This is a genomic window from Aeromonas sp. FDAARGOS 1416 (assembly GCF_019048085.1).
GTDB classification, from domain to species: Bacteria; Pseudomonadota; Gammaproteobacteria; order Enterobacterales; family Aeromonadaceae; genus Aeromonas; species Aeromonas veronii.
This window is the reverse complement of sequence record NZ_CP077301.1, coordinates 134,292-160,540: the sequence shown is the minus strand read 5'-3', so window position 1 is coordinate 160,540 and position 26,249 is coordinate 134,292. Positions and strand designations below refer to the sequence as shown.

General features: G+C 60.7%; 21 protein-coding genes. 16 read left to right on the top strand and 5 right to left on the bottom strand.

Going from position 1 to position 26,249, the window contains the following annotated elements:
- Positions 1-59: 59 nt before the first annotated feature.
- Positions 60-509, bottom strand: a complete 450-nt coding sequence (gene nrdR, locus I6L46_RS00750) for a transcriptional regulator NrdR (RefSeq protein ID WP_005338880.1) — start codon at positions 507-509, stop codon at positions 60-62.
- 150 nt (positions 510-659) lie between these two features.
- Complete coding sequence (gene glyA, locus I6L46_RS00745; RefSeq protein ID WP_040068624.1) at positions 660-1,913, bottom strand: serine hydroxymethyltransferase; 1,254 nt, start codon at positions 1,911-1,913, stop codon at positions 660-662.
- A gap of 324 nt (positions 1,914-2,237) precedes the next feature.
- On the opposite strand from glyA, the gene I6L46_RS00740 reads away from it, so the two are divergent.
- Positions 2,238-2,522 carry a hypothetical protein gene (locus I6L46_RS00740; RefSeq protein ID WP_216977125.1) on the top strand — a complete coding sequence of 95 codons (285 nt, stop codon included), beginning with the start codon at positions 2,238-2,240 and terminating at the stop codon, positions 2,520-2,522.
- Between the two features lie 51 nt (positions 2,523-2,573).
- Here I6L46_RS00740 and torS read toward each other — a convergent pair whose 3' ends face one another.
- Positions 2,574-5,399, bottom strand: a complete 2,826-nt coding sequence (gene torS / locus I6L46_RS00735; RefSeq protein ID WP_216977123.1) for a TMAO reductase system sensor histidine kinase/response regulator TorS — start codon at positions 5,397-5,399, stop codon at positions 2,574-2,576.
- Positions 5,400-5,469: 70 nt separating this feature from the next.
- Between torS and torT the strand changes: the two genes are divergently transcribed.
- Together torT and I6L46_RS00725 are read left to right on the top strand one after the other, a co-directional pair.
- Positions 5,470-6,516: a TMAO reductase system periplasmic protein TorT gene (torT, locus tag I6L46_RS00730; protein WP_216977122.1), complete on the top strand. Its 1,047-nt coding sequence runs from the start codon at positions 5,470-5,472 to the stop codon at positions 6,514-6,516.
- A gap of 37 nt (positions 6,517-6,553) precedes the next feature.
- Positions 6,554-6,958, top strand: a complete 405-nt coding sequence (locus I6L46_RS00725; RefSeq protein WP_005338893.1) for a GFA family protein — start codon at positions 6,554-6,556, stop codon at positions 6,956-6,958.
- Positions 6,959-6,994: 36 nt separating this feature from the next.
- Here the strand turns inward: I6L46_RS00725 and torR are convergent, their stop codons facing one another.
- On the bottom strand, positions 6,995-7,708 hold the full coding sequence (gene torR / locus I6L46_RS00720) for a two-component system response regulator TorR (protein ID WP_216977119.1): 714 nt from the start codon (positions 7,706-7,708) through the stop codon (positions 6,995-6,997).
- A gap of 145 nt (positions 7,709-7,853) precedes the next feature.
- On the opposite strand from torR, the gene torC reads away from it, so the two are divergent.
- The 12 genes from torC to I6L46_RS00660 all read left to right on the top strand — a co-directional run bounded on the left by torC (position 7,854) and on the right by I6L46_RS00660 (position 23,735).
- Positions 7,854-9,020, top strand: a complete 1,167-nt coding sequence (gene torC, locus I6L46_RS00715) for a pentaheme c-type cytochrome TorC (protein WP_110303391.1) — start codon at positions 7,854-7,856, stop codon at positions 9,018-9,020.
- A 27-nt stretch (positions 9,021-9,047) separates the two neighbouring features.
- Entirely contained in the window at positions 9,048-11,540 is a 2,493-nt protein-coding gene (gene torA / locus I6L46_RS00710) for a trimethylamine-N-oxide reductase TorA (RefSeq protein WP_216977117.1), read from the top strand.
- Positions 11,541-11,639: 99 nt separating this feature from the next.
- Entirely contained in the window at positions 11,640-12,308 is a 669-nt protein-coding gene (torD, locus tag I6L46_RS00705; protein ID WP_021230390.1) for a molecular chaperone TorD, read from the top strand.
- Positions 12,309-12,315: 7 nt separating this feature from the next.
- Positions 12,316-12,684, top strand: a complete 369-nt coding sequence (locus I6L46_RS00700; RefSeq protein WP_042080620.1) for a hypothetical protein — start codon at positions 12,316-12,318, stop codon at positions 12,682-12,684.
- 189 nt (positions 12,685-12,873) lie between these two features.
- Positions 12,874-15,285: an EAL domain-containing protein gene (locus I6L46_RS00695; RefSeq protein ID WP_254203167.1), complete on the top strand. Its 2,412-nt coding sequence runs from the start codon at positions 12,874-12,876 to the stop codon at positions 15,283-15,285.
- 478 nt (positions 15,286-15,763) lie between these two features.
- Complete coding sequence (gene acs, locus I6L46_RS00690) at positions 15,764-17,710, top strand: acetate--CoA ligase (protein WP_216977113.1); 1,947 nt, start codon at positions 15,764-15,766, stop codon at positions 17,708-17,710.
- 288 nt (positions 17,711-17,998) lie between these two features.
- Positions 17,999-18,448, top strand: a complete 450-nt coding sequence (gene aroQ / locus I6L46_RS00685) for a type II 3-dehydroquinate dehydratase (protein WP_005338907.1) — start codon at positions 17,999-18,001, stop codon at positions 18,446-18,448.
- A gap of 36 nt (positions 18,449-18,484) precedes the next feature.
- Entirely contained in the window at positions 18,485-18,943 is a 459-nt protein-coding gene (gene accB / locus I6L46_RS00680) for an acetyl-CoA carboxylase biotin carboxyl carrier protein (protein WP_201992276.1), read from the top strand.
- A 15-nt stretch (positions 18,944-18,958) separates the two neighbouring features.
- On the top strand, positions 18,959-20,299 hold the full coding sequence (gene accC / locus I6L46_RS00675; protein ID WP_005338910.1) for an acetyl-CoA carboxylase biotin carboxylase subunit: 1,341 nt from the start codon (positions 18,959-18,961) through the stop codon (positions 20,297-20,299).
- 208 nt (positions 20,300-20,507) lie between these two features.
- Entirely contained in the window at positions 20,508-20,771 is a 264-nt protein-coding gene (locus I6L46_RS00670; RefSeq protein WP_043822874.1) for a YhdT family protein, read from the top strand.
- Positions 20,761-22,218 (top strand): sodium/pantothenate symporter, encoded by a 1,458-nt coding sequence (gene panF / locus I6L46_RS00665; RefSeq protein ID WP_204481131.1) that lies wholly within the window; start codon positions 20,761-20,763, stop codon positions 22,216-22,218. The genes I6L46_RS00670 and panF overlap by 11 nt, the downstream gene beginning before the upstream one ends.
- An 89-nt stretch (positions 22,219-22,307) precedes the next feature.
- Positions 22,308-23,735 (top strand): PTS transporter subunit EIIC, encoded by a 1,428-nt coding sequence (locus tag I6L46_RS00660; RefSeq protein ID WP_216977111.1) that lies wholly within the window; start codon positions 22,308-22,310, stop codon positions 23,733-23,735.
- Position 23,736: 1 nt separating this feature from the next.
- On the opposite strand, the gene I6L46_RS00655 is transcribed toward I6L46_RS00660, so the two are convergent.
- On the bottom strand, positions 23,737-24,609 hold the full coding sequence (locus tag I6L46_RS00655; protein WP_216977109.1) for a LysR family transcriptional regulator: 873 nt from the start codon (positions 24,607-24,609) through the stop codon (positions 23,737-23,739).
- A gap of 100 nt (positions 24,610-24,709) precedes the next feature.
- Here I6L46_RS00655 and I6L46_RS00650 point away from each other — a divergent pair, with 100 nt between their 5' ends.
- On the top strand, positions 24,710-25,726 hold the full coding sequence (locus tag I6L46_RS00650; RefSeq protein WP_216977107.1) for a zinc-binding alcohol dehydrogenase family protein: 1,017 nt from the start codon (positions 24,710-24,712) through the stop codon (positions 25,724-25,726).
- The last annotated feature ends 523 nt before the right edge of the window (positions 25,727-26,249 follow it).

The following is a 26,249-nucleotide window of genomic DNA, read 5'->3' as shown; positions in this document are numbered from 1 at the left end:
ATCGTAGGTTCGATTAGCGCAGCGTAATCGGACGCCGCAACATGGGTAAGAATGGCGGTTTACTTCTCCAGCTTGGCGATCTCTTCGCCGAACTCGCGAATATCTTCGAAGCTGCGATAGACGGAGGCAAAGCGGATATAGGCCACCTTGTCGAGACTCTTGAGCTCATCCATCACCAGATTGCCCACCAACTCGGAGGCGACTTCACGCTCGCCGGTGGCACGCAGACGGGATTTGATATGGTTGACCGCCTTTTCGATGGCCTCCATGCTCACCGGCCGCTTCTCCAGCGCCCGCAGGATGCCGGCGCGCAGCTTGTCTTCATTGAACGGCTCGCGGGAGCCGTTGGACTTGATGACGCGGGGCATCACCAGCTCGGCCATCTCGAAGGTGGTAAACCGCTCGTGACAGAGCAGACACTCACGACGGCGGCGCACCTGATGGCCTTCTGCCACCAGACGGGAATCGATCACCTTGGTATCAACCGCACTACAGAATGGGCAATGCATCGGACCTCCGGCGTTAATGGAACAGGGACCGGCCCGGCGGGCCAGGATCTAGGTCGGCCAGTGTAGCACGGCCATCCAAAACCGGTAAAAGCCAGAAAAAACAATGCCACCCGCAGGTGGCATTGGTCTCAAACCGGACGGTCTGACTTATCAGCCATAGACCGGGAAGCGGCGGCAGATATCCAGCACCTTCTCGCGTACGGTGGCCAGCACGGCATCGTTGTCGTGGTTGTCCAGTACGTCGCAGATCCAGTGGGTCAGCTCGATGGACTCGGCCTCCTTGAAACCGCGGCGGGTGATGGCCGGGGTACCAATCCGTACACCGGAGGTGACGAACGGGGAGCGCGGGTCGTTGGGCACGGAGTTCTTGTTGACGGTGATGTTGGCTTTACCCAGCGCAGCGTCAGCATCCTTACCGGTCAGCTCGCGGCCGATCAGATCAACCAGCATCAGGTGGTTGTCGGTACCGCCGGAGACGATCTTGTAACCGCGCTCGATAAAGGTCGCAGCCATCGCCTTGGCGTTTTTCACGACCTGAGCCTGATAGGTCTTGAACTCCGGCTCCAGCGCCTCTTTGAAGGCCACGGCTTTACCGGCGATGACGTGCATCAGCGGGCCACCCTGACCACCCGGGAAGACGGCGGAGTTGAGCTTCTTGTAGAGCTCCTCGTCGTCAGCAGCGGAGAGGATCAGACCACCGCGCGGACCGGCCAGGGTCTTGTGAGTGGTGGAGGTGACCACGTGAGCGTGGGGAACCGGGTTCGGGTAGACGCCAGCGGCAATCAGACCAGCCACGTGGGCCATGTCGACGAACAGGTAGGCACCGACCTTGTCGGCGATTTCACGCATGCGGGCCCAGTCAACGATACCGGAGTAGGCGGAGAAGCCACCGATCATCATCTTTGGCTTGTGCTCGACAGCCTGACGCTCCATGTCGTCGTAGTCGATCTTGCCGGACTCATCGATACCGTAGGGGATAATGTTGTACAGCTTTCCGGAGAAGTTGACCGGGGAGCCGTGGGTCAGGTGACCGCCGTGGGCCAGGTTCATGCCCAGCACGGTGTCGCCCGGCTGCAGCAGGGCCATGTAGACGGCGCTGTTGGCCTGAGAGCCTGAGTGCGGCTGCACGTTGGCGTAAGTGGCACCGAACAGCTCTTTGGCGCGCTCGATAGCCAGGGTTTCGACCACATCCACATACTCGCAACCACCGTAGTAACGCTTGGAGGGGTAACCTTCAGCGTACTTGTTGGTCAGCTGGGAGCCCTGGGCTTCCATGACACGGGGGCTGGTGTAGTTCTCAGACGCAATCAGCTCGATATGCTCTTCCTGACGACGGGTTTCGTCTGTGATGGCCTGCCACAATTGCGGATCATAATTGGCGATGGTCATGTCACGTTTCAACATCCGTTTCTCTCCTGAAAATCGTTTGCGCGTTAGGTGAAGTGGGCTCGGGCATTGTAACGTGAGCTGGATCAAAGAGACAGTCCAACCACCTAAAAAAATGTTGAATTTATGTTGTAAAAAGCAAGATTCCCTCCCAGTTCAATACTCTGGCCGCTCCGCCAAACGGCACATTTTTCATCCCGCTGCGGGCAGGCAAAACCCGAAGGGGATCACAACGCCCTCTTTATCCATCCTGTAACATATTCATTCGAAACAAATTTAATGATGATGGAGCTGATTGCAGCCATGCATCCGAGGGGCTGCACCTAACCGGAGGAGTTCAAGATGGACCATCTGCTGACATTCGTGATCCTGGCTGTCTTTTTTCTGTTCTACTGGGTCTACTACACCAGCCAACGCAAACATCTCCCCACCACCTCGTGGGATCAACTCCCCACCAAAGCCGAATATCTGGCGGCCCACCCTGAATCAGTCGATGGCGACATCATCTTCTGTTATCACTGCGGCCACCACGAGTTGCTGGAGGTGGGCATGGTGCACCTGACCGATTTTCGCCGGGAATGGGTCTGTGCCAGGTGCAAGCAGGTGTTGTTTCGCGAGATCGAATAACGGCGCAGGGGCTGGCCACCCTCCCTAAACGCCGTACATCGCCAGCAGGGATCAGAACGGCGCATCCCTGTTTGCCACCAGCCACTGCTGCAACCCGCTCACCGCCGCGTCAAATTGCGCCCCGATTGCCGCAGCCTTACAGCCCCCCGCCTCAAGAGCCGCACAGTGGCTGGCAAATTCGGTCAACCCCAGCGCCAGCGCACTCCCCTTTAGCTTGTGCGCCAGCTGACGTTGCTCACTTCCCTCACCCTGAGCCAACTTATCTACCAACACCCGCCCTTGCGACTCAAACAGCGCGACCAGCTGGCGGATCCGCGCCATACCGAGCAGGGGCAGATCGGCGTCCAGCACCGGATTGGTCCACTCGGGCTGGTTAGTTGGGGGCGCGGCTACTGATAACTGCACCTGCGGCTCGATAGAGGCTCCTTCTTGCCGAAATAATTGACCTATGGCGTTCGCCAGCACCGCCAGCCGCACCGGCTTGCCGACAAAATCGACAAACCCGGCGGCAAGGCAGTGGCGGATATCCTCCGGATACATCTGGGCCGAGATGGCGATGGCGGGCAGCGACCGTTCATGCATCTCCTCACTGATGGCGGCCAGATCCTCGCGCAGGGTCATGCCGTCCATATCGGGCAGATTGATATCGAGCAGCGCCAGCTCGAAGGGGCGCTCGGTCACCAGCGCCAGCGCGCTGCGACCATCCTCCGCCAGGGTGACGCGATGGCCGAGGCGGGTCAGCATGCCGTGCGCCACCAGCCGGTTGATCTCGTTATCCTCCACCAGCAGGATGTCGCGGGACTGGCCAAGATGCAGCGGTTGCGCCTCGGCGGGCAATTGAGCACTCGAGCGTTGCAAGGGCAGGCTGAAGCTGAATTCACACCCCTGGCCCGGTTCGCTGGCAAGGTTCAGCTCGCCCCCCATGGCGGCCACCAGCTTGCGGCTGATCGCCAGTCCCAGCCCGGTGCCGCCCTGATGGCCTATATCACGCTTACGCTGGCGAAACGCCTCGAACACCGCCTCCTGCTCATCGGCCGGAATGCCGGGGCCGGTATCGCGCACCACGAAGCGGATGCAGGGCTCGGCGCAAGGGCCTTGGCAGGCAAGAGGCGCCACCGTCAGGGTAATCTGGCCACGGGCGGTAAACTTGACCGCATTGCCGAGCAAGTTGCCGAGTACCTGCCGCAGCTTGCCCAGATCCCCCTCGACCACAGGCGCCAGCCCGGGCGCATATTCCAGCGCCAGGGTGACCCCCTTGGCCGCAGCCTTTGGCCGGAACAACGCGCTCAGCTCATCCACCAGCTGGAACAGGGGGAAGGGTTCGCGGCGCGCCTCCACATGGCCCGCCTCGATCTTGGAGTAGTCGAGAATGTCGTTGAGGATCTCCAGCAGGGATTCGCCACTGTGCTCGATGGCGGCCAGATAGCGCTGCTGGGTATCGCTGAGGTGAGTATCTTCCAGCAGCGTCAGGCCCCCGAGAATGCCGTTCATGGGGGTGCGGATCTCGTGGCTCATGGTGGCGAGAAACACCGACTTGGCGCGGTTGGCCTGTTCGGCCTCAGCGCGGGCCTGCCGCTGCTTCTCCACCTCCTCATTGAGCCGCTCGTTGGCGTGGCTGAGCTGGCCAGTGCGCTCCTCGACCCGCGACTCCAGCTCGCGCTGATAACGGCCCAGCTCAACCGCATTGTCACGAAACACCTGTAAAGCTCGGCCCAACTCAGCCAGCTCGTCGCGCCCGGTACTGGCGATCGGCTCAAGGGGGGCCAGATCCCCGCGCGCCAACCGGCTCATCCCCGCCACCGCCCGTTGCAGCGGCCAGACGATCCGGCCATAGACCATGCGCCACATCAGCAGCATCAGCAGTAGCAGGGTGAGCAGGCCAATGGCCATCAACGCCTGCTCCAGCAGCCTGAGACGCTGGCTTAGCGCCTGCTGGCTCTGCCCCAGCGAATCGCGGGCACGGCTGACCAGCTCTCCGACCTGCTGGTTGAGACTGTTCATCAGAGCTTCATTGGCATTGGCCAGCACCCGCAGCGCCTCCCCCTTGCCGAGCCAGTCACTGCGCAGTTGCACCAGCTTGTCGCTTTGCGCCAGCACGGTCAGCGCCTGCTCCACCGCCTGCCGGCGGGCCGGATCGGTCACCGCCCCGGCCCGCAGTTGCAAGATGGCCAGCTCCCGCTGCCCCTCTTGCAATAGCGTTTGCAACTGTTCCTGCCGTTCGCTGCGCCACATCTCCTCGATGCGCTGCTGCTGCATCAGGGTGCGATGGCGCAGCTCGGTCATCTGCTCCAGCCAGTCGAGATCTTGCTCCAGCAAGCGATCCAGCGTCCGGGCCGCCTGCTCACCTTGCTGTTGGTAGAGGGAACCCAATCCCGCCACCATCACGGTTTCGGCGTTCTCCATCTGGCTGCGCGCCAGCTCGGCAATTTGCCCGGCTGCCGCCACCAGACGGGCCCGCTGCGCCTCCCCCTGTGCCATCAGGGTCAACCGCTCCCCCACCAGCCAGCCCTGCTGACCCAGATTGCCGATGATGCTCTGACTGAGCTGATCGAGGCTTGTTGAACCCTGCCCACGGCCAAGTTGCGCCAGCACCTGCTGCAATTGTTGCCCCTGCAGAGTGAGCAAGCGTCCCTGATGTTCCCGCTCCTGCTCACTGGTTGCGGTGGCCAGCAGCCGCGACGTGCTCTGGATCTCGCCGCTGAGGCGAGAGAGCGTGCGGGCCAGCTCCTGATCGGCCAGAGTCTGCTGCACCCCTTGCTCCAGCTGGCGCAGATGGCTAAGCCCCACCCAGCCCAGCAGGGAGGCACTCAGGGTCAACAACGCCATCAGGGAGAAGGCCAGCAGCAACTTGCCACCCAGGCCGGAAAAGATTCTCACGGGAAGTCCCTTGGTTGTGGTCGGCTTTGACCGGATAATATGGCCCAACACTTTAACAAAACCCCTGACCATGCGAAGCGTCTATCTCTCCCCGTTGTTGCTGATCTGGTTGCTAATGCTTCCCCGCGCCGCCCTCGCCTTTGCGGTCGATATCTGGCCCGCCGGCGAATTCAGCGGCCAGCCGGTGCGCCAGCAGTGGCAGGAACCCGCTGCCGCAACCAAACCCCTGACCCTCTGTGCCCTCTACCCCCATCTGCGCGACGCCTACTGGCTTTCGGTCAATCAGGGCATGGTAGACGAAGCGAAGCGGCTGGGAGTCAAGTTGCAGATCCACGAAGCAGGGGGTTACGGCGCCCTCGCCGAGCAGCGCCAGCAGTTGCAGCGCTGCCTGCAGGAAGGGAGCGACGCCATCTTGCTCGGCGCGGTGAGCTATCAGGGCTTGCGCGAGGCCATCAAGGTCACGCCGTTGCCGGTCTTTGGGCTGGTCAACGATCTGCCCAGCGGTCTGGTGCAGGCGAAGGTGGGGGTCTCCTGGTACCAGATGGGCTGGCAGATTGGCCACTGGCTGGCGCAGCGTCACCCCGCCGGCAGCAAGCCGGTCTCGGTCGCCCTCTTCCCCGGCCCGCAGGCAAGCGGCGGCAACAACTTCGTCGAGCCGGGCTTTGCCGATGCCATCAAGGGGAGCGCCATCAAGCTGGTCACCACCGAGCGTGGTGACAACAGCCGGGAAATCCAGCGCACGCTGGTGCAGCAGACGCTGGCCCGCTATCCCGACCTCGACTATCTGGTGGGGGGCGCCATCGCCGCCGAAGTGGCGGTCAACGAGCTGGCGCAGCGCCATCTCGACAGGCCCCAGGTGCTGAGCACCTACTTCAGCCACGGGGTACAGCGGGGCCTGCGCCGGGGCAAGATCCTGGCCGCCAACAGCGATCAGATGCGGCTGCAGGGGCGCCTTGCGGTCGCTCAGGCGCTCTGCCTGCTGCAACACCCTGATGCCAATGCCGAGCAGTGCCCTCGGGTGATGGGGCCACCCATTCTGACGCTGTCTGCACCGCTGGCCGACCCCGCAGATTCCCTCTCGGATGGCGCTTTTCGCCCCGTCTATCGGGTCGAATAGCCGTTCCAAATCCGATTAGCACACTCAAGGAGAAGAGATGAAAGAGTTACATGCCAGCTGCCTGTGCGGCGCCGTCGCCCTGACCCTGCCGGATCAGTTCGACTATATGGGGAACTGCCACTGCAGCGAATGCCGCAAGTTTTCAGGGGGAGATTACGCCTCGGTCGGCGGACTGGATGGCAACAAGGTCACCATAGTGAAGGGGGAAGAGGCCATCGGCCGCTACCGGAAATCGGCAGAGACCACCCTGGCCTTCTGTCGTCACTGCGGCTCCAGCCTGTTCAGCCAGAAGAGCAGCAGCGGCAAGATCAACCTGCGCCTCGGGGTACTGGACGATGTGCCGAGCCAGCGGCCCGCGTTTCACATCTTTGTCGGCTCCAAGGCGCCCTGGCACCAGATTGGCGACGACTGCCCGCAATTTGATACCCGCCCGCCGGTCTGATACCCGGTCAAACAGGTCAAGGCCACCGCAACGGGCTCAGGAGGCTATCTCACCGGCAAACAGATAGCCTTCACCATGGACGGTGACAAACAGCTGGGGATCCCGCGGATCCGCTTCCATCTTGCCGCGCAGCCGCCGGATCAACACGTCTATGGTGCGATCGCTCGGGCCATCGCCGCGATGGCTGATGAGGGTCAGGATCCGCTCCCGACTGAGCACCCGCCCGGGATGGGCGACAAAGGCCACCAGCACTTCATATTCGGCCTTGGTCAGACGCACCGGCACTCCGTCCTTGCTGAGCTGGCGGCGGGGAATATCAAAACGCCAGGGGCCAAAGCGCACCGCATCGTCAGCCACCGCAGGCTCGCTCGGCGCGGCGGCCGCCAGCGAGATCCGCCACAGCAGATTCTTGACCCGCACCAGCAACTCCCGTAGCTCGAACGGCTTGGTGACATAGTCGTCGGCCCCCATCTCGAGGCCGACAATCCGGTCCACAGCATCGCTGCGGCCGGTGACCAGAATGATCCCCACCGTACTGCGCGCCCGCAATTCACGGGTCAGCAGCAGACCATCTTCCCCCGGCAGATTGATATCCAGCATCACCAGATCGACCGTCTGCTCCGCCAGCACGGCGCGCATCTCCTGGCCATTTTCGACCGCCGTCACCCGATAGCCCTCCCGCTCGAAATAGCCGGTCAGCTTCTCGCGGGTAACCGCATCATCTTCAACAACCAGAATGTGGTAGCTCATGGGCAGGGTTCACGATGGTCGACAAGGGAGGATTATTCTATTCACATTTTGTCATAAATACCCCTATTTCATTAATTTGTGGCGGCAGCCCTGTTCACAACGCCTCCCTATCATGGCTCCCATCAAAAAAGTGATGTGAGAGAGCATGATGAAAAAACTGTGGCACTTCCTGCGCACCCCCAGCCGTCGCTGGTCGGTACTGGCGCTGCTTCTGGTGGGCGTCGGCGTCACCCTCGCGGGCACCGTCGGCCTGCACTACGGCTTTGAGAAAACCAGCAGCCTCGAATTCTGTATCTCCTGCCACTCCATGAAAGACACCGTCTATCCGGAGTACAAGGAGTCCATCCACTTCAAGAATGCCTCAGGGGTGCAGGCGGTCTGTACCGACTGTCACCAGCCGAAGGACTTTGTCGGCAAGGTGGCCCGCAAGATGGAGGCGGCCAACGACCTCTATCAGGAGTACATAGGCCACAGCATCGACACCCAGGAGAAGTTCGAGGACCGGCGTCTGCATCTGGCCGAGAAGGTGTGGGCACGGATGAGCAGCCAGAACTCCAAGACCTGCAAGTCCTGCCACAGCTACGACAACATGGATCACGCCAAGCAGTCCCCGGCGGCTGCGCTGGCGATGAAAGATGCGGCGGCGAAGAACATGAACTGTATCGAGTGCCACAAGGGCATCGCCCACGAACTGCCCAACATGGCGGGCGGCTTCCGGGCCACTTACGCCACCCTGGTCAACGACACGCAAGAGGCGCCAGCCGCCGAGACCCTCTACAACCTGGGTGAAAAAGATCTCTATGCCAGCGAACAGAGCAGCGACCCGGTCGGCAAACTGCTGCCCGCCTCCCGCATCGACGTGGTGGACCGCAGCGGCGATCGCCTCAAGGTGACCATCGAAGGGTGGCGCGAGAGCGATGGCAAGGGCCGGGTGCTGAGCGAATACATGGGCAAGCGGGTCTTCGTCGCCACCATCCGTGACGAACTGAAAGCGAGCGAGAAAGTGCTCAAACAGGAGACCGACAGCGCCACCCATATCAAGTGGGAACAGGTTCAGGTGCAGGCCTGGGTCGATGGCAAGGGCTTTGAATCATCGCTCAAACCGATCTGGGATTACGCCGGCGAGATGTACAAATCCACCTGCAACTCCTGCCACGGCGCGCCGGATCCCGCCCACTTCACTGCCAACGGCTGGATTTCGGGACTCAAGGCGATGTCTGCCTACTATCGCCTGAGCAAGGAAGAGGAGCGCACCCTGCTCAAATACCTGCAAAACCATGCCGCCGATACCGGTGGTCAGGGCAGCCACTAAGTCCGGATTCGAAAGAGGAATAACAAGATGATCAATATTTCCCGTCGTGGTTTTCTGGGTGGCTTGCTGGCCAGCGGTGCCTCTGCCCTGATCGGCCCCTCCCTGCTCGGTCGTGCCGTGATGGCCGCCGAGTCTGGCGAAAAACTGGTGCAGTCCGGCTCCCACTGGGGCGCCTTCCGTGCCCGGGTGGTCGATGGGCGCTGGGTCGAGACCCTGCCGTTCGAGCATGACAAGCACCCCACCGACATGCTCAAGGCCTTGAGTGAGGTGGTCTACAACCCCTCCCGCATCCGCTACCCCATGGTGCGGCTGGACTGGCTGCGCAAGGGCCACCAGTCCGACACCAGCGAACGCGGCCAAAACCGCTTCGTGCGGGTCACCTGGTCCCAGGCGCTCGATTTTTTCTATCACGAGCTGGAGCGGGTACAGAAAACCTATGGTCCGAGCGCCCTCTATGCCGGTCACTCTGGCTGGCAGTCGGTGGGCAAGCTGCATTCCGCTGGCGCCATGCTGGGGCGTGCCATGAACCTGCACGGCACCTATCTGGCCAAGGCCGGTGACTACTCCACAGGTGCCGCCCAGGTGATCCTGCCCCACGTGGCGGGCGCCATGGAGGTGTATGAGCAGCAGACCTCCTGGCCGCTGGTGCTGGAACACAGCAAGACCATCGTCATCTGGGGCTCCGATCCCATCAAAAACCTGCAGGTGGGCTGGCTGGTGCCGGATCACAGCGTCTACGACTACTGGGCACAGCTGAAAGAGAAGGTAGCCAAGGGCGAGATCCGGGTGATCAGTGTCGATCCGGTCAAATCCAAGACCCAAAAGTACCTCAATTGCGATCAGGTGACCCTGAATCCGCAGACCGACGTACCGCTGATGCTGGGCATCGCCCACACCCTCTACAGCGAGAAGCGCCACGACGAAGCGTTCCTGAAGAACTACACCACCGGTTTTGACAAGTTCCTGCCCTACCTGCTGGGCACCAGCGATGGTCAGGTGAAGGATGCCGAGTGGGCCGCCGCCATCTGTGGCGTCCCTGCCGAGACTATCCGCGAGCTGGCCCGCGCCATGAGCAGCGGCCGTACCCAGCTTATCGGCGGCTGGTGCGTGCAACGCATGCACCACGGCGAACAGTACGCCTGGATGCTGGTGGTTCTGGCCTCGATGATTGGCCAGATCGGCCTGCCGGGGGGCGGTTACGGCTTTGGCTGGCACTACAACGGGGCGGGCACCATCACCTCCAGCGGCCCCATCATGTCAGGTTTCAGCTCGGTCATTCCCGGGGTCAAGCCGCTCCATGATGGCGACTGGAAGGGCTACTCCAAATTCATTCCGGTGGCCCGTTTCGTCGACTGCATCCTCAATCCGGGCAAGCAGATCGCCTTCAACGGCCAGACCATCACCTACCCCCACATGAAGATGGCGGTGTTCTGCGGCAACAACCCGTTCCACCACCAGCAGGATCGCAACAAGATGGTCGCGGCCTGGCGCAAGCTGGAAACCGTGGTCAGCATCGATCACCAGTGGACCGCCAGCTGCCGCTTCGCCGATATCGTGCTGCCCGCCACCACCACCTATGAGCGGGATGATATCGAGCAGTGGGGCTCCCACTCCAACGCGGGCATTCTGGCCATGTACAAGGTAGTGGAGCCGCTGTTCGAGGCGCGCGATGACTACGACATCTTCGCCGATCTCTGCCGTCGCTTCGGTCGTGAGGCCGAGTTCACCGGTGGCAAGAGCAAGCTGGAGTGGATCCAGAGCATCTATGACGACGCCCGCCTGCAGGGCCGCGGCATCGGCATTCGTCTGCCCCGTTTCAGCCAGTTCTGGCACGGCGAAGGCTTCGTCACCTTCCCGGCGGGCCAACCCTGGGTGCGCCACGAGTCGTTCCGTCAGGAGCCGGATCTGGAACCCCTCGGTACCCCGTCTGGCCTTATCGAGATCTACTCCAAGACCATCGCCGACTACGGCTATGGGGATTGCCCGGGCCACCCGGTCTGGATTGAACCCTACGAGCGCTCTCACGGCGGGCCGGGCAGCAAACAGTACCCGCTGCACCTGCAATCCTGCCACCCGGACAAGCGGCTGCACAGCCAGCTCTGCTCCTCCGACAACTACCGCGCCACCTACGCGGTGCAGGGTCGCGAACCTGTCTATATGAATCCGCAAGATGCCAAATCCCGTGGCCTCAAGGACGGCGATCTGGTACGGGTGTTCAACGGCCGCGGCCAGGTATTGGCTGGTCTGGTGGTGAGCGATGACTACGCCCCCGGCGTGGTGCGCATTCAGGAAGGAGCCTGGTATGGCCCGCAAGAGGGCGGCAAGGTGGGTACGCTCTGTACCTACGGCGATCCCAACGTGCTGACCGCCGACATCGGCTCCTCCAGCCTGGCGCAGGCCACCACGGCCCATACCGCGCTGGTGGAGATCGAGAAGTTCCGCGGACAGGCGCCCGCCGTCACTGCCTTCGGCGCGCCGGAATCGGCCAAGGGCATCGACCCCATGTTCCCGGCACTCTGACCCCAGGGGGACGAAAGCGCCCCCTTGAGTTTCCTTTATTTTTAAAGTCGTTAGAATCGGGAGCCATCAAGGCTCCCGATTGCCATCCACGGAGGAAAAATGCAGGAATTTATGGCTACCAGCGAACGCCGGGCCGAACTCTACTGGTGGTTCTCCACCCTGTTCGCCGCCGAACTCAGTGATGAGCAGATCGCCGAATATGACACCTATGATGTGCGAAGCTTCCTGAAAAGCCTCTCCACCCTGGATCCGATGCGCGAAGCCGTGGCCGAGCTCAACGAGGCCATCGCCCGCCTGCTGGTGCGCCCGGATCGCCAACTCGAACTCGCTGCCGACTTCGCCGGCCTGTTTCTGGTGGATCCCAAACAGGGCGCCCTGCCCTACGAATCGCTCTATCGTGGTGAGGCCAAGCTGCTGATGCAGGCCCCGATGGCCGAGATGCAGGCCCGCCTCGATCGCCTTGGTATCAATGTCAGCGACAAATACAAAGAGCCTGCCGACCATCTGGCCATCGAGCTGGATCTGATGGGCAATCTCATCATCCGCGCGGCGGAAGCCAAGAGCGCAGCCGAGCGGGAACGCTGGCTCGACGAGCAGGAAGCACTGCTGCACGGTCATCTGCTGGGCTGGTTTGACAAGTTCGAAAGCGCCTGTCGCGCCGCCGACCGATTTGGCTTCTACGGCGCCAGTGCCCGTCTGCTGGGGGTCTTCCTCAAGATGGATGCCAACTACCTCTCTCTGGTCAAACCGGCACCGTCTGCCGACTGAGGCCGCGATGAAGACAGCCCTGCTTCTGATTGCATGCTGGCTGCTGGCCCTGATCCCGCTGGATCAGGGCATTACGCCCCTGATCGCGCTGCTGTTCAACCCTGATCGCGAGCTCTACGGCACCGCCCAGCTCACCGGCTTTGCCGGCATCCTGCTCACCCTCTACCTTGCCAATCTCGGCGTCGAGGTGGTGTTGCGCCGCCGCTTCCAGATTGCCGGCATGCTGGCGCTGCTGGCCGCCTGGATCGACTTCATCAACAGCAGTGGCAGCGAGTCGCACTTCCTGCTGCTCTATCTGCTCGCCCTCCCCTTCCATCTGCTCGGCTGGCTGGTATTTGTGCGCGGAATTCAGGCGTTTGGTCGCCAGAAGGGATAACCACTCGCCCCCTTTTTCCATCCTTTTTATCAGGTTTTTCTGCCTATTCTTGCCGTCAAAACAACCAGATAACTCCGCTTGACTCCCGGCCAAACAGTTCGTGCCATACTGACAACTGATGCAAGTGATAAAACAATCAATGCCGAGGTCATCATGGATGGGAAGCTTTTCAACGCCGACACCGAGGCAATGTTGACCCAACTGTCAGATCACACCGTCCTGGAACAGCTGATGGATAATGCCCCTCTGGGCATCGGCGTCTTTGACTGCGAATTTCGCTACCGTAAAGTCAATCAGGTGCTGGCCGACATCAATGGCAAAAGCATCGAGGAGCATCAGGGCAAACACCTCAGAGAGGTGGTTCCCAAGCTGGCACCGACTCTGGAGCCCATGTTTCAGCAGATCATGCGCAGCGGCATGCCCTACGTGGATATCGCCATCACGGGCCAAACCGCGGCGTACGACAGCAGCTCCCGCCGCTTTCAGGCCACCTACAGCCCGATGCGTGATGAGAAGGGAGAGCTGAACGGCATCCTCGCCATCGTGCGGGACATCACCGAGCAGTACGAAACCGAACAACGGCTGCAACTGGCAATGCGAGCGGCCCAAATCGGGGTGTGGGAGTGGCACGTGGCGGAGGACAGATTACTGTTCGACGGCCAAATTGAGCCGCTGCTGGGCATTGAGGCCAACCAGTTCCACGGCGGGCTGCAAGCGTTCGTCGACTGTTTTGAACCGGAATCCGGCAGCCAGCTCAAAGCAGCCCTGCAAAGCCATGACCCCATCCATCTCACCCTGAGCTACCTCACCCCCCTCAAAGAGCGGCACTGGGTCGATATTCATGCCGACCATGTGCCCGCCACCGAGTCGGTCGGCCACCGGGTTATGGGGGTCATTCACAATGCTACCGCCCGCCGCCGTCAGGAGGAGCGACTCCATCAGGCCAACGTGGTATTCGATACCACGGCCGAGGGGATCATCATCCTCGACAGCGAGCACCATATTCTGTCGGTCAACCCGGCCTTCACCATGCTGACCCAATACAATGCCGAGGAGGTGATAGGCCGCACCCCGGATATCATCATGCATCCCAGGCGCTACACCGACCTCGACTATCCCTGGTATCACCTGCGCCCCGGCAACAACGCCTGGCATGGCGAGATGGTTTGTCTGCGCAAGGATGGCAGCTACTTCTCCTCCTGGCAGCAGATCAGCGCTGTCTATGACAACTTCAACAACACTACTCACTATGTGATCGCCCTCTCCGACATCAGCGCCATTCGCAAGGTGGAGGCCGAGCTGAATCACCTTGCCTATCACGATCCCCTGACCGAGCTGGGCAATCGTCATCTGTTGCAGGAGCGGCTGGCCCTTGAGCTGAAAACCGCGCAGCTCAATCGCAAACGGTTGGGGCTGCTTTTTATCGATCTGGATGGCTTCAAGCTGATCAACGACAGCCTGGGCCACGGAGTTGGCGATGAGCTGCTCAAGCGGCTGGCAGAGCGGATCCGCGGCTGCCTGCAACACAACGATCTGGCGACCCGCCTCGGGGGAGACGAGTTTCTGGTGCTGATCCCCTATCTGGAGGAGCCTGACGAGCTGGCAACCCTGGCCAATACCCTGCTGACCGTGTTGCGTGAACCTGTTGAGCTGGCCCATGAGCTGGTGGCGATCTCGGCAAGTATCGGTATCGCCATCTATCCCGATCATGCAGACACCCCGGAAACCCTGGTCAGCGCCGCCGACAGCGCCATGTACGAGGCGAAAAGTCAGGGGCGCAACGGATTCCAGTTCTATACCCCCTGCATGGCGGCTCGAGCCCGCGAGCGGATGCAGATTGAGCAGGGTCTGCTCAAGGCCCTGGAGCTCGAACAGCTCTGCATCTTCTATCAACCCATGACCAATCTGGCCAACGGCCACCTGAGTGGACTGGAGGCCCTGCTGCGCTGGCAGCATCCGAATGAGGGAATGATAGCGCCGACCCGTTTTATTCCGGTAGCAGAGGAGTGCGGCCTGATCGAGAAAATTGGGGAGTGGGTGATGCGCAACGCCTGCGAGCAGGGACAAAACTGGCTGGCCGCCGGACTGCCGGTGCCTCGCTTGTCGGTCAATGTGTCGGTGCGGGAGATGCGCTCCCCGGGCTACGTTGAACGAGTCGCCGCTATTCTGGCCGAGACAGGATTTCCGCCAGAACGGCTGGAGATCGAGGTGACTGAGAGCATCATCCAGCGGGTCGAACAGAGTCTGGATCTCTTTACCCGCCTGAAAAATCTCGGCGTACAGATTGCCATCGATGACTTTGGTACCGGCTTCTCGTCACTGAGTCTGCTCAAGACCCTGCCGATCGATCGCATCAAGATCGACCGGGCGTTTGTGCAGGCATTACCGGAAGACAAGAACAGTCGGGAGCTCTGCCGCACCATCATCAATCTGGCCGACAGTCTGGATATGGAGGTCACCGCCGAAGGGATTGAAACCAAGGCACAACACGCCTTTTTGCAGTCACTCAACTGCGGCGAAGGACAGGGTTATCTGTTCAGCAAACCACTGCATGTAGAACAGATGCACGAACGCTTGGATTGCCAAAACGTTCAACATTAGCGATACCAAGGAAACAAACGGCCAATCAAACTACTTTCCAAACGTCAGGGTAGGAACACCACCATTATCCCGGTCATTGGCCATGCGAGTGAGCGGTGAGTCGCCAGAGTAACGGGATCCTGGCTCACTGAGGGAAAACTTGGTTCCCGACTTTTTGTCCTGCCATGCATGACCAAGCTGATCAGCAACCCGCTCCCGCACAGTCTGTGAAGGCTCCTGGTGTGTAATCGCAAACTCTTTGGGAGGTTTGTCTGCAAGAACAGTCGTATCAAACTGCCACAGGGATGCACAGAGCAATAGAGAGAACATAACTACCTCCATCCATCGAAGTCCTCCTTTTTACCGACTCACTGCGTGAGTGTCACCCATAACCCTGTAACCAAATGTTGCTGTCTATCCAAAAGTCTAATTGCCCCCATCAGCCAAAGGTATAAGTTGTTACTTAATTATTAAAAGTATGTATTCAAAGGAGTGAGTGATGAGCGAGAGCAAGGTCTACCCGGTCAAACCCCACATCAGCAGCAATGCACTGCTCGACAAGGGCGACTACGCCGCCATGTATCAGGCCTCCGTCGAGGATCCCGATACCTTCTGGGGAGAGCAGGGAAAAATTCTCGACTGGATGAAACCCTATACCAAGGTCAAGAACACCTCCTACGATCCGGGCCATGTCTCCATCAAATGGTTTGAAGATGGCCAGCTCAACGTCTCGGCCAACTGTCTCGATCGCCATCTCGCCGAACGAGGTGACAAGGTCGCCATCATCTGGGAAGGGGACAACCCTGCCGAAGATCGCAAACTCACCTACCGCGAGTTGCACACCGAAGTGTGCAAGTTTGCCAACGTATTGAAAGCACAAGGGGTTCACCGCGGCGACGTGGTCTGCCTCTATATGCCCATGGTGCCCGAAGCCGCCATCGCCATGTTGGCCTGTACCCGCATCGGCGCGGTACACAGCATCGTCTTCGGCGGCTTCTCGCCGGAAGCGCTGGCTGGCCGCATCATCGACTCGGGCTCGCGCATCGTCATCACCGCCGACGAGGGGCTGCGTGGCGGCCGTCCGGTGCCACTCAAGAAAAATGTGGATGAAGCGCTCACCAACCCGGAAACCCAGGTCAACAAGGTGATCGTCCTCAAGCGCACCGGCGGCAATGTCGCCTGGCACAATCACCGCGACATCTGGTGGCATGAAGCGACCGCCACCGTCAGCAGCGACTGCCCGCCCGAGGCGATGAACGCCGAAGATCCGCTTTTTATCCTCTATACCTCCGGCTCCACCGGCAAACCCAAGGGGGTGCTGCACACCACCGGCGGCTATCTGGTCTATGCCACCCTCACCTTCAAATATGTGTTCGACTACCACGAAGAGGATATCTACTGGTGTACCGCCGATGTGGGCTGGGTCACTGGTCACTCCTATCTGGTATACGGGCCGCTTGCCAACGGTGCCACCACCATCATGTTCGAAGGGGTGCCCAACTACCCTGCCACCAACCGCATGAGTCAGGTGGTGGACAAGCACCAGGTCACCATCCTCTATACCGCCCCTACCGCCATCCGCGCCCTGATGGCCAAAGGTAACGAAGCGGTCACCGGCACGTCACGCCAGAGCCTGCGCATCATGGGTTCGGTGGGTGAACCCATCAACCCGGAAGCCTGGGAGTGGTACTACCGCACCATTGGCGATGAGCGCTGCCCCATTGTCGACACCTGGTGGCAAACCGAGACCGGCGGCATCCTGATTACGCCGCTGCCCGGCGTCACCGACCTGAAACCGGGCTCGGCGACTCGTCCCTTCTTCGGGGTGCAACCTGCACTGGTCGACAACATGGGCGAACCGCTGGAAGGTGCCACCGAGGGCAATCTGGTGATCACCGACTCCTGGCCGGGTCAGATGCGCACCGTATTCGGCGATCACGAGCGCTTCGAGCAGACCTACTTCTCCACCTTCCCGGGCCGCTACTTCACCGGCGACGGTGCCCGTCGCGACGAGGACGGCTACTACTGGATCACCGGTCGGGTGGATGATGTACTGAACGTCTCCGGCCACCGCATGGGTACCGCCGAAATTGAATCGGCGCTGGTGGCCCATCCCAAGATCGCCGAAGCCGCGGTGGTGGGGGTTCCTCACGAGATCAAGGGTCAGGGCATCTATGCCTATGTCACCCTGATCGCCGGGGAAGAGCCGAGCCGCGAGCTGCACAAAGAGGTAAAGGAGTGGGTGCGCAAGGAGATTGGCGCCATCGCCACGCCAGATGTCATTCACTGGGCGGAGGGGCTGCCGAAGACCCGTTCCGGCAAGATCATGCGGCGAATTCTGCGCAAGATCGCCACCGGCGAGACCGACAGCTTGGGGGATATCTCCACCCTGGCGGATCCGGGGGTAGTAGACAAACTCATCCGCGAGAAGTCGGAAGCAGCCTGATCCCGCTTCGTTTGTTGCTCAACAAAGCCGGCCTTGTGCCGGCTTTGTCGTTTCTCATCCGCCAGCAAACAGCAAGGCGGTAGCTACGGAGCCTTGCCGACCAAAATGTGCAATAAATAGCCAGATGTAGAGATTAGACCAGTAAAATGCTGCTAATTTTCACGAAATCAATATAATTGCGAAATCTGTGTGCCAGGGCACACCGATTTGCGCAGAAAATGGCTAGATTTCTGGTAGTCCACAAGATAGCTGATAGATAGCAGCATTATCATCGAGGATGTACTCAATATGTCGCAAAATCACCGAATTCTCCTGCTCAACGGACCAAACCTGAATCTGCTGGGCAAACGGGAACCGGGTATCTACGGCAGCAAGACGCTTGATGAGATCGTTGCCGATCTGAAGCTTAACGCCAGCGAACTCGGTGTCACTCTGGAACATCTGCAATCCAACGCCGAACATGAGTTGGTCGGCCGCATCCATCAGGCCATGGGCCAGGTGGATTTTATCATCATCAATCCAGCCGCCTTCACCCACACCAGCGTCGCCATTCGCGATGCGCTGCTGGGTGTCGCCATCCCTTTTATCGAGGTTCACCTGTCAAACGTCCATGCCAGGGAGCCGTTCCGTCATCACTCCTATCTGTCTGATGTCGCAAAAGGGGTCATTTGTGGTCTGGGGGCCGATGGCTACCAATTCGCTTTAACCGCGGCCGTGCACCATCTGCGCGCGGCTTGATAATCACTGATCAGATAAAGAAGAAAGAGAATGCTAATGGATATCCGCAAAATCAAGAAGCTGATTGAACTGGTTGAAGAGTCCGGCATCGCCGAACTGGAGATCTCCGAAGGTGAAGAGTCCGTTCGCATCAGCCGCAACTTCTCCGGTCAGGTGACCACCGCCATGCCGCAGATGATGATGCAGCAAGCCGCTCCGGTTGCCGCACCTGCCGCTGCCGCCCCGGTTGCCGCCGCACCGGCCACCGATGCAGCACCGAGCGGTCACCTGATGCGCTCCCCGATGGTTGGCTCCTTCTACCGCTCCTCCAGCCCGGATGCCAAGCCGTTCGCGGAAGTGGGTCAGCAAGTCAATGTCGGCGACACCCTGTGCATCGTCGAAGCCATGAAAATGATGAACCAAATCGAGTCTGACAAGGCCGGTGTGATCAAAGCGATCCTGGTTGAAAATGGTCAGGCCGTCGAATTTGACGAGCCGCTGTTCATCATCGAATAAGGGAAATCGCCACCCATGTTGGACAAAGTAGTCATCGCCAACCGCGGTGAAATTGCCCTGCGGATCCTGCGCGCCTGTAAAGAGCTCGGGATCAAGACAGTGGCCGTTCACTCCACCGCCGACCGGGAGCTCAAACATGTGCTGCTGGCCGACGAATCCATCTGTATCGGCAGACCGGCCAGTACTGAATCCTACCTCAACGTCCCGGCCATCATCGCCGCCGCCGAGGTAACCGGTGCCGTGGCCATCCACCCGGGTTACGGCTTCCTCTCCGAGAACGCCGATTTCGCCGAAGTGGTCGAAAAATCCGGCTTCATCTTCATCGGCCCGCGCGCCGAGACCATTCGCCTGATGGGTGACAAGGTCTCCGCCATCGAAGCGATGAAGAAAGCGGGCGTACCGTGTGTACCGGGCTCCGACGGCCCCGTCGATAACGACGCCAAGCACAACGCCGCCATTGCCAAGCGCATCGGCTATCCGGTGATCATCAAGGCCGCCGGTGGCGGTGGTGGTCGCGGTATGCGCGTGGTGCGCAATGAAGCGGAACTGGCGGGCGCCATTGCCCTGACCAAATCCGAAGCGGGCCAGTTCTTCAAGAACGACATGGTCTACATGGAGAAGTACCTGGAAAACCCGCGCCACATCGAAATTCAGGTGTTGGCAGACGGCCAGGGCAACGCCCTCTATCTGGGCGAGCGTGACTGCTCCATGCAGCGTCGTCACCAGAAAGTGGTGGAAGAGGCGCCGGCGCCCGGCATCACCGCCGAAATGCGCAAGTTCATCGGCGAGCGTTGTGTGCGCGCCTGTATCGAGATCGGCTACCGCGGTGCGGGTACTTTCGAGTTCCTGTACGAGAACGGCGAGTTCTATTTCATCGAAATGAACACCCGTATTCAGGTTGAGCATCCGGTCACCGAGATGGTCACCGGTATCGATCTGATCAAGGAGCAACTGCGCATCGCCGCCGGTCAGCCCCTGTCGATCACCCAGCAGGATATCCGCATCCGTGGCCATGCCATCGAGTGCCGGATCAACGCCGAAGATCCGGCCACCTTCATGCCCTCTCCGGGTCTGGTGCAGCGCTTCCACGCGCCGGGTGGTCTGGGCGTGCGTTGGGACTCCCACATTTATGCCGGTTACAAGGTACCGCCCCACTACGATTCAATGATCGGCAAGCTGATCTGTTACGGCGAGAATCGTGACATTGCCATCGCCCGTATGCGTCATGCGCTGGACGAGCTGGTGGTAGAAGGGATCAAGACCAACGTACCGCTGCAAAAAGAGATCATGAAAGACGAAAACTTCCAGCACGGTGGCACCAATATCCACTACCTGCACAAGAAGTTGGGTCTGTAAGGATCGCTTGATAGAGACCTGATGATATTGCACGGTGGCAGTACCAACGCCCACTACCTGCGCAAGAAGTTGGGTCTGTAAGGATCGCTGATAGAGACCGGACTTCCGGTGGAAGTCTGCTCCGCAAGGAGCCTCTGCTGAAAAAGGGCCATGGCGACATGGCCCTTTTTTGTTATCCTTGCGCCCCTCAAATTTGTCGGAGGCCAAGGTGAACCGTTTTGCTCTCGCCAGCCGGGAAGCAGCTTTCTGCCTGCTGCTGACCCTGCTCTACTTCTTTGCCTGGTATGGCACCGCCTATTTTATCCCGCTCCAGCTGGAGTTGTGGGGGCTGCCGTTGTGGTTCCTGCTCAGCTGCATGGTGATGCCGCTGCTGTTCATTCTGCTCTGCGCCCTGATGGTAAACCGGCTGTTTGTGGAGATCCCCCTCGATACCCACTCCCCTTCCGGCAAGGAGTCATCCCATGAATCTTGAGTTGATGCTGCCGCTCGTCATCTATCTGGTGCTGGTGCTGGGGGTGGGTTTCTGGGCCAGCCGCCATCGCGCGCAAGGCAACTTCGTGCAGGAGTACTTCATCGGCAACCGCAGCATGGGTGGGCTGGTGCTGGCGATGACGCTAGTGGCCACCTACACCTCGGCCTCCTCCTTTATCGGCGGGCCGGGCGCGGCCTACAAGATCGGTCTGGGCTGGGTGTTGCTGGCGATGATCCAGCTGCCCACCGTCTGGCTCACTCTGGGAGTGCTTGGCAAGAAGTTCGCCATCATCGCCCGCCGGGTCAATGCGGTGACCATCAACGATATGCTGTGGGCCCGCTACCAGAGCAAGGCGGTGGTGATCCTCGGCTCCGTTACTATCATCCTCGCCTTTATCGCGACTATGGTGGTGCAGTTTATCGGCGGCGCCCGCCTGCTGGAGACCGCCACCGGCCTCTCCTACCAGCAGGGGTTGATGCTGTTTGCCAGCTGTGTGCTGCTCTACACCATCATCGGCGGCTTCCGCGCCGTGGTGATGACTGATGCCCTGCAGGGGATCATCATGCTGATCGGCACCGGCGCCCTGCTGGCAGGAATTCTGATTGCCGGTGACGGCCTGCCGAACCTCATCCACCAGCTCAGGGAGATCGATCCCAAGCTGGTAAGCCCGCAAGGGGCTGGCGACATGCTGACCCAGCCCTTTATGCTGAGCTTCTGGATCCTGGTCTGTATCGGGGTGGTGGGGCTGCCCCACTCGGCGCTGCGCTGCTTTGGCTATCGCGACAGCAAGGCGCTCCATCGCGGCATTCTGATCGGCACCGTGGTCAGCGCACTGCTGATGTTTGGCATGCATCTGGCGGGCGCCCTCGGCCGCGCCATCCTGCCGGGCATGGACAGCCCGGACAAGATCATGCCCTCCTTGATGATGGAAGTGCTGCCCCCCTGGCTGGCCGGGGTCTTTCTGGCGGCGCCGATGGCGGCCATCATGTCCACCATCGACTCCCAGCTGATCCAGGCTTCCGCCACTCTGGTGAAGGATCTCTACCTCAACTATCTGAGTCCAAAGCAGGAGAAGCTGGAAGTGCGCATTCCGCGCCTCTCCCTGCTCTGCACCCTGATCTTGGGCACCCTGGTGCTGCTGGCGGCGCTGCAACCGCCCGAGATGATCATCTGGCTCAACCTGCTCGCCTTTGGCGGTCTGCAGGCTGTGTTCCTCTGGCCGCTGGTGCTCGGCCTCTACTGGTCACGGGCCAACGGCCCGGGCGCGCTGGCCAGCATGGTCAGCGGCATCGTCAGCTATGGGGTACTGAGTCAGTGGGGGATCAAGCTGGCTGGCCTGCACGCCATCGTGCCAAGCCTCACGCTGGCGCTGGTGGTCTTTATCACGGTCAGCCTGCTGACGGCACCGCCCTCGCGGGAAGTACGCGACCTTTTCGGGCAGAAATAATAAAAATATAAATTAGGGGTTCCAAAACTATCCCCAAATAGGTGTTTTCCGGTTAAACTGTGCGCCAAGTCACAGAACGTAGCCGCTGTATGCCCGTTAAAGCCACTCGACAAGTCGTTACTCAAGCCCTGCAGCGGCTCGGTTATGCCCTGCTGCTGCCCGTCTCCATCCTGCCGATGGCGGCGTTGATCTACCGGCTTGGGCAACCCGACGTACTCGATTTGGCGGTGCTCTCCCTCACCGGTCAGGCGATCTTCAGCCAGATGCCGCTCATCTATGCGGTGGCGATCGCCTTTGGCCTGAGTCGACAGGAGCTGGGCGGACAGACGCTGGCGGGTGCGGTCAACTTCCTGCTGCTCAGCACCGCCTTCAATACGCTAGCCCCCAACCTGCACGCCGACATGGTCTGCGGCCTGCTGGCGGGACTCACCACCGCCATTATCTATCCCTGGGTTCACCAGCAAACGCTGCCCCGCTGGCTGCAGATCGCCAGAGGGGAGTTTCCCAGCCTGCTGGTGTCGGCCTTGGCCTGCCTGCTGATCGCCATCCCCCTCTCGCTGCTGTGGCCGCCACTGGAGCGCGGGCTGACCCTGCTCACCTCCGAGCTGCTCACCACGCCGTTTGGCGCCTTCTGCTACGGCACCCTCAACCGACTGCTGATCCCGCTCGGTCTCCATCAGGTATTGGGCAGCGTCATCGGCCTTGGCGAGAGCAACCTGCAGGCGCTGGCCACCGCCCAACCCCTTCATGAAGGGTATGTGGCCGGTCTTTACCCCATCATCATGTTCGGCCTGCCGGGCGCCTGTTTTGCCATCTGGCTGCACCGCCAGCGGATGCAGCAGCTGCCGCAGGGCGGGCTGCTGCTCACTCTGGCGCTCACCTCGGCACTGGTGGGCATCACCGAACCCATCGAGTTTCTGTTCGCCTTTACCGCCCCCTGGCTGTTTCTCGCCCACGCCCTGCTGACCGGGCTGTCGCTCGCTGTCTGTAGCGGGCTGGGGATCAAGGTGGGCAGCTATTTCTCCGCCGGACTGCTGGATCTGGTGCTGAGCTATCAGGCTGGGGAGCACAGCTTCTGGCTCATCCCGGTCGGAATCCTGTTCTTCGTCGCCTACACCCTGCTCTTTTACCAACTGCTGGAGCGTGCCCCCCTCAGCATGCCGAGCAAGCCCATCGCGGTGGAGCATCCGCGCCTTGCCAGCGTTGCCCCCTCCGACCCGCAGATGCTGGCGATCCAGTACCTCAAGGTGCTGGGCGGGATGGACAATCTGGTGGCGATGAGTGTCTGTATCACCCGCCTCAGCCTGCGGGTGCGCGATATTTCACTGGTGGATGAATCTCGCCTGCTGGGCCTGGGCTGCCTCTCCTGGATCCAGCTCAACGACCACCAGCTGGTGCTAGTGCTGGGCCCCAGCGCCAGCCTGATTGAAGGGCAGATCCGCATGCTGGCGGAGCGCCAGTCGGTCCCCCTCGGCCTCAAACCCAATCAGGAGTCGGCCAGCCAGAGCAGCTGGTAACTCAGGCGAACGGCAACCGCTCGGCCACGAAATCCATCAGGGTGCGCAGGGCGGGAGCCAGATGCTCCCGACTCGGATAGATAAGGTAAAACGGGTTGGCCGGAATCGGCTGATCCGGCAACACCTTCTGCAACCGCCCCGCCGCCAAATCCCCTTCACAGACATGGTGGGGCAACAGGGCAATCCCCCCGTCATGAAGCGCCATCTCCCGCAGCGCCAGCAAGCTGTTGCTGACACAGGCCCCCTGCGGCCGCCAGCCACCCTCCTGCAATGGCCACACCGGCATGGCCGAGTGCACCAGACAGGCATAACGGCCCAGCTCGCTCAACTGTTGCGGCATGCCGTGGGCCGCCAGATAGGCGGGAGCCGCCACCAGATGGCGCGCCACCTGACCGATACGCCGACAGATGAGGCTGGAGTCTTTCAGCGGTGCCGCCCGCAGCGCCAAATCATAACCTTCCCCCACCAGATCGAGCTGTTCATCGCTCAGGGTCAGTTCCAGCACCACCTCGGGATAGAGGGCGCGAAACTTGGCGAGGATCCGGCCAAGCAATAGAGTACCGGTCGCCTCGGGGGCAGTGATCCGCACCCGCCCCGCCGGGGCCGAGCGCAGCCGTGCCATCGCCAGATTGGCACTGCGGGCCAGTGCCAGCAGCCCCTGACAGTGCTCCACATAGAGCTCCCCCTGCGGGGTCAAGCTCAACCTGCGGGTGGTGCGCTGCAACAGCCGCACCCCGAGCTGGGATTCGAGCCGTGAGATCTTCTGGCTCACCGATGACTTGGGCATCCCAAGCAGCTCGGCGGCCCGGGTAAAGCTTCCCTGCTCCACCACGGTGGCAAACAGTCCCATCAACTCCAGATCGACATTGTTCATATATTCAAACAGTCTTTACCGATTACCCATCTTAATCTTGATAATCAACCAGACTAGAGTGAGTGGCAATCCCGAACACAGCGATTTGAAAGGAAAAACCATGAAAGCCATTGCCCTGACTCACTATCTGCCAAGCGACCACCCCGACTGCTTCATCGCCGCCAACCTGCCCGATCCGGTTCCGGGCCCGCGGGATCTGCTGGTGCGGGTCACCGCCACCTCCGTCAATCCGGTGGATACCAAGGTGCGTTCCCCCAAGGCCAAAATTGAAAGCTCGCCCCGGGTACTGGGCTGGGATGCGGTGGGGGAAGTGATCGCCACCGGCAGCGAAGTCACCCTGTTCAAGGCGGGCGACCGGGTCTGGTATGCCGGCGATATCAGCCGTCCGGGCAGCAACAGCGCCCTGCAACTGGTGGATGAGCGCATCGCCGCGATCGCCCCCACCAGCTTGAGCGATGTGGAGGCCGCCGCCCTGCCGCTCACCGCCATCACCGCCTGGGAGACCCTGTTCGAGCGCTTTGCCCTCACCCGCGAGAGCCGTGGCAAACTGCTGATCATCGGCGGCGCCGGTGGCGTGGGTTCCATCGCCATCCAGCTGGCTCGCCAGCTCACCGGTATGGAGGTGATTGCTACCGCCTCCCGCCCCGAGAGCCGCGAATGGTGCCTCAAGATGGGCGCCCATCAGGTCGTGAACCACCACAAGTTGCAGGAGGAGCTGACCGCCCTTGGCATCACCCAGGTCGATGCCATCTTCTGCACCAACGCCACCGCCGAGCACTGGGCCACCATGGCAGGGCTGATCCGCCCGTTTGGCCATATCTGCACCATCGCCGAATCGAGCGAGCCTTGGGATCTCTCCCTGCTCAAGAGCAAGAGCGTCACCTTCAGCCAGGAGTTCATGTTCACCCGCTCCCTGTTCCAGACGCCGGACATGATCGAACAGCACCGCCTGCTCGGCCGGGTGGCGGCACTGGTCGATGAAGGGGTACTGCAGACCACCCTGACCAGAACCATCCCGTCGCTGACCCCGATCACGCTGGCTCAGGCCCATGCCGAGGTGGAAGCGGGCCGTATGGTTGGCAAGCTGGTGATCGACATGAGCGACTTTGCCAACTAAGCCCTCCAACGCACCATGATGGGATAAGTTCACCAAGGAGATGCCCCAAACGGGCACAACCAGCGGCACTCATGACTGCCTGTGGCAGGCCAACGTCCGACAATCAGCCAAAAAAGAGGCCATTTCGCGAGAAATGGCCTGAATACCTGAACATTGGGGTAACAATCACACACATATCCTTATGCAGGACATATTAGTCTTTGCATCTGGCGTGCCAACAGCAGCATGAATGCGCCAAAACGGCGTCAGCCCGTCCTTGAGCAAGGTACCGACCTTGCTCTTTTTTTCTCTGGCAGACTATTTACCAAGCAAAGAAGTGCAGATAAAAAAATGCCACCCGAGGGTGGCAGTGAAAGATGACGGAACTTGAGCAAAGCGTTCAGCGAAAACCGGTCGTCTTCGCCTGCATAGAGCAATACAGGAACCGTGCCAATCCGGCAAAAGCCCCGTATCCCTCCACGTCATGGGCAAACCACGACAGCACTGCCCCATGATGGTAGAATCTCGCGGTTTCACATTTATG